9 protein-coding genes are annotated in these 12,069 nt (G+C 65.2%); 7 read left to right on the top strand and 2 right to left on the bottom strand.

Annotated features, from left to right (window positions below):
- Positions 1–875: 875 nt before the first annotated feature.
- The 4 genes from B4V04_RS15010 to B4V04_RS15025 all read left to right on the top strand — a co-directional run bounded on the left by B4V04_RS15010 (position 876) and on the right by B4V04_RS15025 (position 7,390).
- Entirely contained in the window at positions 876–2,450 is a 1,575-nt protein-coding gene (locus tag B4V04_RS15010) for an ABC transporter substrate-binding protein (protein WP_498232533.1), read from the top strand.
- Positions 2,447–3,259, top strand: a complete 813-nt coding sequence (locus B4V04_RS15015) for a phosphatase PAP2 family protein (protein WP_498232534.1) — start codon at positions 2,447–2,449, stop codon at positions 3,257–3,259. The genes B4V04_RS15010 and B4V04_RS15015 overlap by 4 nt, the downstream gene beginning before the upstream one ends.
- 186 nt (positions 3,260–3,445) lie before the next feature.
- On the top strand, positions 3,446–3,994 hold the full coding sequence (locus B4V04_RS15020) for a helix-turn-helix transcriptional regulator (protein WP_498232535.1): 549 nt from the start codon (positions 3,446–3,448) through the stop codon (positions 3,992–3,994).
- 225 nt (positions 3,995–4,219) lie between these two features.
- The gene (locus B4V04_RS15025; RefSeq protein ID WP_498232536.1) at positions 4,220–7,390 is read left to right on the top strand and encodes a PAS domain S-box protein; all 3,171 of its coding nucleotides are present in this window, start codon (positions 4,220–4,222) and stop codon (positions 7,388–7,390) included.
- 126 nt (positions 7,391–7,516) lie between these two features.
- Here B4V04_RS15025 and B4V04_RS15030 read toward each other — a convergent pair whose 3' ends face one another.
- Complete coding sequence (locus tag B4V04_RS15030; RefSeq protein WP_498232537.1) at positions 7,517–7,678, bottom strand: hypothetical protein; 162 nt, start codon at positions 7,676–7,678, stop codon at positions 7,517–7,519.
- A 246-nt stretch (positions 7,679–7,924) separates the two neighbouring features.
- Positions 7,925–8,542 carry a DUF7344 domain-containing protein gene (locus B4V04_RS15035; protein WP_498232538.1) on the bottom strand — a complete coding sequence of 206 codons (618 nt, stop codon included), beginning with the start codon at positions 8,540–8,542 and terminating at the stop codon, positions 7,925–7,927.
- A gap of 253 nt (positions 8,543–8,795) precedes the next feature.
- Here B4V04_RS15035 and B4V04_RS15040 point away from each other — a divergent pair, with 253 nt between their 5' ends.
- The 3 genes from B4V04_RS15040 to B4V04_RS15050 all read left to right on the top strand — a co-directional run bounded on the left by B4V04_RS15040 (position 8,796) and on the right by B4V04_RS15050 (position 11,785).
- Positions 8,796–9,938 carry a DegT/DnrJ/EryC1/StrS family aminotransferase gene (locus B4V04_RS15040; RefSeq protein ID WP_498232539.1) on the top strand — a complete coding sequence of 381 codons (1,143 nt, stop codon included), beginning with the start codon at positions 8,796–8,798 and terminating at the stop codon, positions 9,936–9,938.
- The gene (locus tag B4V04_RS15045; protein WP_498232540.1) at positions 9,931–10,920 is read left to right on the top strand and encodes a Gfo/Idh/MocA family oxidoreductase; all 990 of its coding nucleotides are present in this window, start codon (positions 9,931–9,933) and stop codon (positions 10,918–10,920) included. The genes B4V04_RS15040 and B4V04_RS15045 overlap by 8 nt, the downstream gene beginning before the upstream one ends.
- Positions 10,921–11,182: 262 nt before the next feature.
- Positions 11,183–11,785, top strand: a complete 603-nt coding sequence (locus tag B4V04_RS15050; RefSeq protein WP_498232541.1) for a DUF7344 domain-containing protein — start codon at positions 11,183–11,185, stop codon at positions 11,783–11,785.
- Positions 11,786–12,069: the final 284 nt, after the last annotated feature.

A 12,069-nucleotide genomic window follows, 5' to 3' on the forward strand; every position in this document is an offset into this window, starting at 1 on the left:
CGACGGGGAAAAAGGCGCTCGATCGGCGGCCGAGTGGCTAAGATGGGCAGACACCACGACAGAGGCAGCGTGACGACCGTGTCCGGCGACTGCCCGGTAGGCTGATCGAGACCGAATAAACCGTATTTAGCGATATCAAAATAGCATTCGGTGCCAGACTGCAGTGCCAGGAGAGGAGTCAGTTTTGACGGAATTGCCGTCGACTCGCGGTGACCCGCTCTAGTTACTACTCGATCTTGAGCTTCTGTGATTGAACGACGGGACGAGCGGACGAAACCGCGAGATTTCCGTACTGCTGGATGGGCTGACGCTCCCGATCGGTAGGCTCAGTAAAGGGCCATCCGATCGGTCGTGCAGGACCGGCACCGGGGCAATGAGCGCAACGCACTCACTGTAAACACGAGTGGTAGTCCATTCGTCAGCGGGCCTTCTCCGGGAGTGTTCTGGGCGATCTCACTCTCGAGTCGCACTTCGGGCGCTGAGATGTTCGGTCGCGGATTCCCTTGATCGAGGCGGGCCGCAGTCGACGCGCTCCTGGGTCGGCTTAGTGGGTGGCCTCTCCGATTCGATAGCGGACGCTTAGGTCCCGAGTAATAACGTCTTCCGTCCTACTTCAGGGCGTATTGCAACGGTTGCCCCCTTCGAAGATGTCATCTCTCAAACTCAGTAGACGGTCGCTTCTGGCGCTCGCCGGTGTCGGGCTGACGGGTGGGTGTACTCGGCGGGTCGAGACCGCAGCCTCCCGCGACGAACAGCGACCGCTCTCAGTACGAATCAAGACAGTTCCTGCCGACGGGGACGCGGCAGCGATGAAACTCGCGCGATACCTAGCGACGCAACTCCAACAGGTCGGGATCGGTGCTACCGTCGTCCCAATGAGTCGCGAGCAACTCCGCCAGTCGGTCCTCACGAACCACAACTTCGAGATGTACGTCTACCGCCTCCCGCTCCGTCGAGACCCGGATTTTCTTCGTCCGGCCCTGCACTCCCGATTTGCACCCGACGGCGGGTGGCAGAATCCATTCGGCACCGAGGACCGACCGCTCGACAAACTACTGAAGCGGCAGCGGACCGAACGCGGAACAGCTCGGACCTCGACGCTACGTGAGATCCAATCCCGCCTCGTCGAGAACCAGCCGTTCACCCCCATCGCAGTCCCAGACTCGACGTGGGCGAGTCGCCCTGATCGGGTCGAATGGCCCGGCAGCGTACCGCCGCACAGCGCCTTGTCGTACCTCTCGGCCCGAACGGTCGACTCAGATTCGACCGCGACGACGTCGACGACGGCGACGTCGACTTCGGAAACCCGACTTCGGATGGCGCTGACCGACGCGCGACCGACCGAGAACCTGAACCCGTTATCCGCGTCGTTCCGGGCCGGCAGATCGATCGTTCGGCTCATCTACGATTCGCTCGGCCGGACGTACAACGGAGCCGTTCGACCGTGGATGGCCTCGTCGTGGACGTGGCACGCGGGCGACTCCAACGCGCTGTCCGTCGACCTCCGCGGGGGCGTCGAGTGGCACGATGGGAGGTTGGTAACCGCATCCGACGTGGCGTTCACGTTCGACCTCCTCTCCGATACCGCTCTCGGGTCGCTCGACCGACCGGTCCCGTCGCCGCGGTACCGTGGCCGCACGTCGCTCGTCAACGAGATCACCACGCAGTCGTCGCACGAGCTGACGCTCGAGTTTGGCGACGTGGACGAGTCGGTCGCCAAGCGCGCGTTGTCGGTCCCGATACTCCCGAAACACGTCTGGGAGCAGTACGCGCGCCGGACGAAAGCGGTCCGGATAGACGGTAGCGACCGCACGGAGGCACTCGAGCGGAAGAACCTCGATCCGGTCGGAAGCGGCCCGCTTCGGGTGACCGAGGCGGCCCCGGGAGAGTCGCTCTCGATGGAACCGTTCGAGTCGCACTTCCTCTCGACCGGGACTGTCGGCGAGTCGCTCGTCGAGTTCGACGGCGGCTTCTCGTTCGACGCGCTGGAGTTCACCGTCCTCCCGTCCGGTGGAGCCGTCGTCGAACTGCTGTCGGATGGCACCCTCGACGCGTCGGCGAACTCGCTGTCCCCCGGAGCGGCGAAGAAGGCGAGGGAAGACGACGAACTCGCCGTGGAAACCGGAGAACCGCAGTGGTGCTATCACGTCGGCTACAATCACCGAAGGCCGCCGTTCGACGATGCCGGGTTCAGACGGGCGGTCGCCCGACTCGTGGACCGGTCGTCCCTCGTTGAAACGCTGTTCGACGGCGAGGCGACACGGGTCGTGTCTCCGCTCGGGACGACGCGGTACGCGCCCGAGGGCGACGAGTGGGACGACTCGCTCGCCGAAGTCCAGTTCCTCGGCGAACGGGGGACCGATTCCCTCGACGTCAAAAGAGCGAAGTCGACGTTCTCTGACGCCGGGTACACGTATTCGTCTGACGGCGAGCTTCTGATAGACGAATGAACGCCTCGCCCCTGCTGTCGATACTGGGAGCTGTCCTCAGTGGAGCGGCGCTCGCGCTCCTCGGTGCGACGCTCCTCGTCGTCGGTCCGACTCGGCTTCGGCTCAGCGTCGGCACCGTCCGTGAGCGCGTTCGAGACGCCGCGCCGTACCTCGGGTTGCTCGCCGTGGTACTCGTCGTAAACAAGGTCGCTCGTGACGTCGGTCCGGCGGTCTCGTGGGCCATTGGGTGGAACGTGACCGGCCTCATCTACGCTGTCGAAGGCGACTTCGTCGGACACGTCCAGTCGCTGGCGACGCCCGCGCTCACTGCCGTCTTCTCGACGGTGTACCTCTCCGGGTACGTCTTCCTGCTCTCGTTCCCGTTCGTGGCCTACCTCTTCTCGGACGACCGGCGACCGCTGAAACTCACCGCGGTGGCGTACGCGGCGAACTACGTGATCGGGCTGACCTGCTACATCCTGTTCATCTCGTACGGGCCGCGAAACCTCCTCCCGGAGCACGTCGACTCGCTCCTCTACGCGACGTACCCGCAGACGCAGATCCTCACCGGCGAAGTGAACGTGAACACGAACGTCTTCCCCTCGCTCCACACCTCGCTGTCGGTGACGACGGCCATCGTTGCCCTGCGGACGCGGAGGACGTATCCCGTGTGGGCGGTCGTCGCCCCGATCCTCGCGGCCATGGTCGCCTTCGCGACGATGTATCTCGGAATCCACTGGGCCGTCGACGTCGCCGCCGGGTGCGTCCTCGGCGTCGTGAGCGTCGCCGTCGGAGACCGGCTCATCGACCGCCGCACGAACGGGACATAACCACCCGTGACCGGGGCGGTCCGTCCTCGTCGCCGTTCGTTCTCACCGTCCGCCCCGTACCGACGTACCGGCCGGTGGTCCGTGAGGCTGTCGAGCGCGTCTCCACTGCGAGGTCGTCCCGCCCTTCCGGGGCATCCCAAACATAGTTGGTGGAAGACCCAACACCGTGAAGGCGGTATTACCGATATGCCGAAACGAACCGACGACGAAGCTCATTCGTCCCTCCTCTACCCCGATCGGATCGAGGATGAGTCTTCATCCAACCAACGGTCGTCACCGCGTACGCCGGTTCTCTCGACGCTCAAGCGTGCGCTCACCGCCGTCGTGCTCTCCCTCTGGACGGTCGTCGAAACGAACGCTGCAGCGACACGGTCCGCCGGTGCGGAGTCCCGCAGGTCGTCCGCCGCTCTCGGTACGCAGTCGGACGAGCGGTCTGCGGTGGCTGCCGGCTCGGACTCCGGTCGAACGAATGTCGAATCCCGCGTCTCCGCGACGGACGCCGACCATCCGCTGGTGGGTGTCGACCCCGAACTCCTCAATCCCGAGCGCCGCACCCTCCAAGTCCTCATCGTCGAAGGCGGCGTGGTCGAACAGTCGGCGTTGGTCGAACGCACCCGCTGGACGGACTCGACGATCAGTCGAACGCTCTGTCGGATGGAGACTCAGGGGCGGATCGAGCGACGACGAGAGGGAACCGGGAAGCTCGTTCTCCTGCCGCAGAACCGGGAGAACTGACCGCCCTCCGACACGCCACGTTGCCGTTGAGGGGCGATTCGATCCCAAAGTAATTAGGTTCCTTCGAGAAATGGACGCGTATCAGTATTTGCGCTGCTCGTTTCGGGACTGACCTCGATGCGCGTTGCGGGTACGCGTCGGGGACAGCGACCGGGGGTAACAGAGACACCGATGACATCTCAGACAACTGTTCCACAGGATTCGAAGGAAACGGTCCTCGGACGAATGACGGACGCGGTCTTCGCGCTTGACGACCGATGGCGGTTCACGCATCTCAACGATCGCGCGGAGGAGGTGCTGGACGCCGAGGAGGAAAATCTCCTCGGCGAGGCGGTGTGGGACGAGTTCCCAGAGGCCCGCAACACGACGTTCTACCGGGAGTACCGCCGAGCGGTCGAAGCGCAGGAACCCGTCTCGTTCGAGGAGTACTTCGAGCCGTTGGAGACGTGGTTCTCCGTCCGGGCGTATCCCTCGGAGTCCGGCCTCACCGTCTACTTCCGTGACGTGACCGACGAGCACGACCGGCGAGCCGAACTCGAACGCGAACGCGCGCGACTCGCGGTTCGAGAGCGGTTCGACGACGTCCTCACCGACGTGTCGAAACTGGGAACGAACGCGTCGAGCCTCGCCGACTTCCAGAGCCGACTGACCGATCGCTTCCACCGTGTCGACGGGATCCGCGCCGTTCGGATCGATGAGGTCGAAACCGGGGAGCCTGCGGCGGACCGACAGGACGGCGTCGGGAACCTCGAGTTCGGTCCGGAGCTCCCGGGCGGGTTCGTCGACGCCGTCGACCGCCGCGACGTCACGCGAGTGTCGACCGCACAGACGAACGCGGAGCGGTCGGATATCGCCGGTGACGAGTTAGTGTTCGTTCCGCTCGTCACCGGGAGCCAGTTCTACGGCGTCGCGACGTTCTCTGTCGAGGAGCGTCTCGGCGCGTACGCGTGCGAGTCGTTGTTCGGTCACGTGGCCGAGACGATCGAGTGCGCCGTCGAGAACCTGTTCCGTCGTCAAAAGTGGCGATCGGTCGCCCACACCCTCGAACAGGTCGACGCGGGAGCGTACGTCGTCGATGCCGACGACGACATCGTGTGGGTGAACGACTCGTTCGCCGAGTACGTCGGCATCGACCCCGTCGACATCGTCGGCAGCGACAACGAGCTGTTCGTCGAACACCGTCTCGCGTCGGTGCTCGCCGACGCCGAGCAGTTCACGCGGCGTCTCTCAGGCGCCGAGTCGACGAGCGACGACCGACCGGAGGGCCGTACCGCCCGGGTCACCGAGAGTTACGACCGGGAGGAACGGGTGCTCGAACACGAGGCGGAACCGGTCGAGGTCGGCAGGTTCGAGGGCGGAACCGCTCACGTCTTCGAGGACGTCACCGAAGAGGCGGCCGCGGAGCGATCGCTGGCCGAGACCGAATGGATCCGCGAGTCGCTCCTCGAGAGCTTCCCGGGGATGGCGTATCGGTGCCGAGACGACAGCGAATGGGAGATGGACTTCGTCGCCGGAACCGTCGAGTCGCTCACTGGGTACGGCGCCGGAGAGATCCAGTCGACCGTTTCGTGGGGCGATACGGTCGTGGACCCGCGAGACCGACGGAACGCCCGGGAGTCGATCCGATCGCAACTCGAAGACGGCGACACGTTCGAGGTGAACTACCGGATCGCCCGCCGCGACGGCACGACCCGGTGGGTCTGGGAGCGCGGGCGCCGCGTCGAGACGCGAGACGGGACGCGTCTCGCCGGGTTCGTCAGTGACGTGACGGAGAAGCGAAACACGAAGGACCGCCTCAAGTGGGAGGAAGGCCGGTTCCAGTCGCTCGTCGAGCACGTCTCCGGATACGCCATCTTCACCGTGAACCGCGAGGGGCGTATCGAAAGCTGGAACGACGGTGCGGAGGTCATCACCGGATACGATGCGGACGAAGCGACCGGAAGACACCTCTCGTCGTTCGCCCCTGCCGATAGGGACGACAGCTGCCTCTCCGAGTCACACCTGACCGAAGCGTCCCTCTCCGGCGAGTCGTACGACGAGGGGTGGGTACAGACCAGCGACGGCCGCCCGTTTTGGGGCCGCGTGGTCCTTCGGGCGATCACCGACGAGGACGGCGGTGACGTGTACGGGTTCGTTGCAGTCATCCGGGACATGACCGAGCAGCGGGAGCGGCGGCGTGAGCTCGAACACCAGCGCGACGAACTCGTCACGCTGAACCGAATCAACGCCGTCGTTCGCGACATCGACCGGGCGCTCGTTCAGGCGCGGAGTCGCGAGGAGATCCGTACCGCGGTCTGTGAGCGGCTCGCGGACGACGAGCGGTACGAACTGGCGTGGATCGGCGAGAGCGACCACGCCCGCAACGTGGTCACTCCCATCGAGTGGGCCGGAGACGAGACGGAGTACGTGGACGGCCTCGACGTGAGGATCGACGGCGAGCGCGGGGCCGGTCCGGTCGGACGGTCACTCGAGTCCGGGACCATCTCGGTCGTCCAGCGGATCGCCGACAACCCGGCGTTCGGCCCGTGGCGCGAGGACGCGCTCGAAAACGGGTTCGAATCGAGCGCGTCGATCCCCATCGAGTACGGCGGCGTCCCCTACGGCGTCCTCTGCGTCTACAGCGGCGAGGCCGAGGCGTTCGACGAGCGCGAAAAGCGACTGCTCGCCGAACTCGGAGAGATGGTCGGATACGCCCTCAACGCCGTCGACCGGAAGCAGGCGCTCGTCGAAGAGTCGATGACCGAGATATCGATGGAGCTGACCGAGAGCCTCTCGGATTTCACCGACCTCACGCAGGGCACTGACGGCCGCGTGACGCTCACCAGTTCGGTCGAGACGGGCGACGGGGCGTTCCGGCAGTACATCCGTACGGAAGGCATCGATCCCGCCGACGTCGCCGAGGTCTTGGAGGAGAACGAGCGGGTCCGTTCCGCCGAGGTCCTCAGCGACCACGCGGCGAACGGGTCGCTCGCGATCAGTACGGACACCGCGCCCCTCATGCAGACCGTCGCCGTCTACGGCGGTCGCGTCGGCGAGGTCGTCGTCGAGGGCGATACGGTCTCCATCGACGCTCGGTTCCCCACGGAAACGAACATCCGTTCGGTCATCGAGCGGTTCCGCGAGCTGTACCCGGACCTCGAAGTGATCGCCAAGCGCCCCGTCTCGCCGGAGGACGAGGCAGAGCGTCTCGCGACGCTGGTCGCAGACGAACTGACTGGTCGGCAGGCCGAGGTGCTGGAGACGGCGTATCAGGCCGGCTACTACGAGTGGCCACGCGATACGGACGGGACGGAGCTCTCGAACCAACTGAACGTGTCGGCGGCAACGCTGTCTCAACACCTTCGCACCGCACACAACAAAGTCGTCGGGAGCATCGTCAAACAGCGACTGGAGTGACGGCGGGCATCGCCGCGAGCGCGAGAGCGCGGTCCGGGTCGGTGACGGAGGCGGACCGCGACCGAACCGATGCCGGGACTCGCGTTCGCTCCCCGGGCGCAGCGTCGACGGCGGTGACCGAGTCGGTTACAGTGCGAGCGACACGGTCCCGCAGAACATGAACAGGGAGACGAACTGCCGTGCGCGAACCATCGAGACGTCGAAGTATTCCGAGTGGCCCAGTCCCGAGGAGACGAGCGCCAGTGCGACGAACGCCGCGCTGACCGGCGCGAACTGACCGGTGAACATCGGTTTACGCATCGCCTCCGGTGCGCCGTCGTGAGGTGTCGGTACCGCCTGTCGATCCCTGAATGACCATGAGTGCCAATCGATGCACCGACATTTATTTATCAGGTGTGTAAGCGCTCCGGGAGAGTCAGCGACGGGAGTCTTGGGGTCCCTCTCCGGCGTACGCGTAGCTCCGCCGGGGTGCGGACTGCCGTTACGGACGGGAAGCGCGACGCGATCGGGGCGGACCGTCACCGTACCCGCCCGTCAGTCGCGCGCGAGTGCTCGACGGCCGAAGAAGAGCACGACGAGTGCCGCGGGAATGAGCGAGGTGGACGTACCGAACGGGTTGAGGCTTGAGACGGCGAGGGCGACGCCGGCGACGCCGAAGAGGAGCACCCCCAGTTCGACGGCCCGTTCGCCCGATACCTCGCCGTCTCCGATGGACCGCATCGCCGTGCGACTATCGTCGGTCCGTTCAGTCGCAAAGGTGGGTCGGCGCGCCCCGCTGTCGGCGGTCGCGTCGTCGGTCTCGTCCGCGGTCAGGGCGTCGGCGGCACGCGACGAGAACACCTGACCGGTCTCTCGTTCGAATTCGAGTCGGCCGGCCGAGTCGAGGTGCGGGAGGTCGAAGTCGTAGAGGACGCTGTGGATCTCCTCGTCGGTGGGGACCATTCCGTCGGTCTCCTCCTCGAACCACTCCGAGAGGGCGGTGGTCAGCTCACCGATCGTAACGGGGGTCTGAGGGCGTTCGTCGACGATCGAGACGATGGTGTCCCGGCGCAGCGGCTCGGAGACGCCGCCGAGGTCGGGTCTGTCGTCGAGCCTTGGCCCCGACCCCTCTTCGAGGTCGTCCGAGCCGGTCGGCGACCAAGGGGGTACCATTGACGGGAGGAACTATGGGATCTATAAAAATAAAACCCGTGGTGGCGCTGGGGCCTGATTCGGGATATTTCCCCTTGTTAGCCTCCGAGACCCTTATCTGACCCATAATAATTGCCGCATAGGACTTGGAACCCGACAGCGGGAGCGGGACCGCACGCGAAGCTATGAGAGGATCACACCTATTCCACGACGGATGCGAGCGACCGTCCGAAGACGGCATGAGCGCGACGAACGACGGCGACGGGAGGCGTCTATGAGCGGAGACGTCAACATCGCCAATCCGATCCTGGGCGACGAAGAGGTCTCGCGCATCGAGTCGGTCGTCGAGTCCGGGATGATCGCCGACGGTCCCGAAGTTCGCGAGTTCGAAGCCGAGTTCGCGGACTACTGCGACGCCGACGAGGCCGTCGCGACGTCGAACGGCACCACGGCGCTCCACGCGGCGCTCGAAGCGGTCGGTGTCGGGCCCGGTGACACGGTGCTCACCACGCCGTTCTCGTTCGTCGCGACGGCGAACGCCATTCGGTTCGCGGGCGCCACGCCGGTGTTCGCGGACGTCGATCCCGAGACGTTCAACCTCGACCCCGAACGCGTCGAGGCGAAGCTCGAGGCACTCGATGGACGCGTCGACGCGATGGTCGTCGTCCACCTCTACGGCCTCCCGGCTCCGATGGACCGGTTGCGCGAACTCGCGGACGAGCACGACGTGGCCATCGTCGAAGACGCCGCACAGGCCCACGGGGCGACGTACCACGACAGCCCGGTCGGGTCGCTCGGCGACGCCGCGTGTTTCTCGTTTTACCCGACGAAGAACATGACCACGGGCGAGGGCGGCATGGTCGTCACCGACGACCAACAGGTCGCCGACGCCGCGGCGAGTTTCATCAATCACGGCCGCGAGACCGACGGGTATCGACACGTCTCGCTCGGACACAATTTCCGAATGACGAGCATCGCCGCCGCGATGGGGCGGGCGCAACTCGAACGGCTGCCCGGGTTCGTCGAGCGCCGCCGTGAGAACGCGGCGAGACTCGACGAACTGCTCGCGGAGACGAACGCCGTCACACCGGTGAGTCCCGACGGCTGTGGGCACTCCTACCACCAGTACACGATCCGCGTCGGCAACCGCGATTCGGTCGCCGAGCGGCTCGACGAACACGGGATCGGAAGCGGAGTGTACTACCCGCGATGTATCCACGACCAACCCGCATATGACGCACTCGACGTGAGTGCCCCGGCCGCGGAGCGCGTCGCTGATCAGGCGCTGTCACTCCCAGTGCATCCGGCACTCGACGAGGAGGAAGTCGAACGAGTCGGGAGCGTCCTCCGCGACGAGGTGACCGTCGAGCCGCCGACCGACCCCGCGCGGACGACGATGGAGGTGTCCAATGACTGACGACCCCGTCCGCGCGGGCGTCGTCGGCGTCGGCAGCATGGGGCAGAACCACGCCCGCGTCTACGACGAACTCGAGGAGACGGACCTCGTCGGCGTCTTCGACGTGGACGACGACAACGCGGCGGACGTCGCCGCGGAGTACGGGACGACTTCGCGGTCGATGGCCGATCTCCTCGACGTCGTCGACGTCGTCTCCGTCGCCGTGCCGACCCAGTTCCACTACGAGAACGCGAAGCGCGCGCTCGAAGCCGACGTGGACGTGCTCGTGGAGAAACCGTTCGTCGCCGACCCCGAGAAGGGCCAAGAGCTCATCGACATCGCGGACGAGCGCGACCTCACGTTACAGGTCGGCCACATCGAACGGTTCAACCCCGCGGTCCAGACGCTTCGTGACCTCGTGGACGAGTTGAACATCTACGCGGTGTCGACCGAACGGGTCGGGCCGCCGATAGACCGCGCCATCGACGACTCGGTCATCATGGATCTGATGATCCACGACCTCGACATCGTGCTCGACATCGTCGACGGCGACGTCGACTCGTACAGTTCGGTCGGCACCCCCGACTGCCGCTACGCCAACGCAACCCTCCGATTCGACTCCGGCGTGACTGCGTCTCTCACCACGAGCCGCGTCACCCAAGAGAAGGTCCGCGGACTCACCATCTCAGCGGAGGAGTGCCGCGTCAAGGTCGACTACATCGACCAGAGTATCGAAATCCACCGCTCGTCGGTGCCGGCGCACATCGACGACGACTCCTTCGTGCGCCACCGACACGAGAACTTCGTCGAGACGCTCACCGTCGAACAGGTCGAACCCCTGAAGAGCGAACTCAGCTCGTTCGCGCACGCCGCCGAGACGGGAGAAGACCCCGTCGTGGACGGAAAGCAGGGGCTCCGCGTGCTGAAATTGACGAAATCGCTGGACAGCGCGGCGCAGTCGGGATCGGCCGATAGCCCGAACATTTCTGCCGACGCGGACTGACCGTCGCCGATCGGCGGCGTGAACCGACGTAACCGGCTGCAACAATCCGAATTAAGCCGATTTTCGATCCGACGATGTCTGACGGTTGTTGAAAACCCAACAATGCCCCCGTCTTGCGATTTGGGGGGTTGAAACAGTGTGAAACAGTCGTGGAAACGGAAATGAAATACCTTAGAGCCGGGCGTAAACAGCCGAAAACATTTGGAAAATCCGGAACTATCTCACCGGTTTATTTGGTCCCTCCGTGATGGTACGAGCGACGATGACTGCCCAAGTAGACGTCCCCGACGACTCGCTGCTCGAACCGCAAGCGGAGGAAGAGACGACGGCGCTCGACGCTGACGAGATCTATCACCTCCTCCAGAACGAGCGCCGCCGGAACGTCCTCGAGTATCTGCGCGGCCGCGAGGGCCCGGTCCAGATGCGCGACATCGCGGAGCAGGTCGCCGCGTGGGAGCACGACACGACGGTGCAGGCGCTGATGTCCGATCAGCGGCAGCGCGTGTACATCGCACTGTACCAGGCGCATCTCCCGAAACTCGACAAAGAGGGGATCATCGACTACAACCAGAGCCGAGGTATCGTCGAGAAGAACCCCGCCGCCCAGAAGCTCATCGCCCACCTCGAACAGCCGGGAGACGACGACGAGTCCGACGCCGACGCCGACGAGTCGGAGCACGCGTGGGGGACGTACTACCTCGGCGTGTCGGGCGTGAGCGCGCTCCTGATCGGTGCGTCGGGTCTGGGGGTCCCCGCTATCAGTTCCGTTCCGCACCTGTTCGTCGCCCTCGCGGTCATGAGCGTGTACACCGCGCTCTCGTTCTGGCAAGTTCTCGACGACTCCGGCGCCGCGGCCGACGAATAACGCTTTCCACACCAGACGCCCGGACAGGCGCCGACTGTCCCGATGTAACCGCCGCTTGCGGTGCGTAGTGGGCATGTGAGCGCTTTAGCGCGGTGAGTACCCAGTACGACCACCGGAGGTCGCCGGATCCGCCCTCCGTGAGATTAATATGGGTTAGCGTGATTCAGTGATATACCACACTGTTGGATCTGATGAATATAACTGTGCGCTCCCGACCGGACCGAAAAGGCGGGACACTCGATTGCGGGGTAACTCCACACCACTGTCCGAGTGGCGACACCCGC

It is taken from the genome of Halorubrum sp. B52, assembly GCF_059752555.1.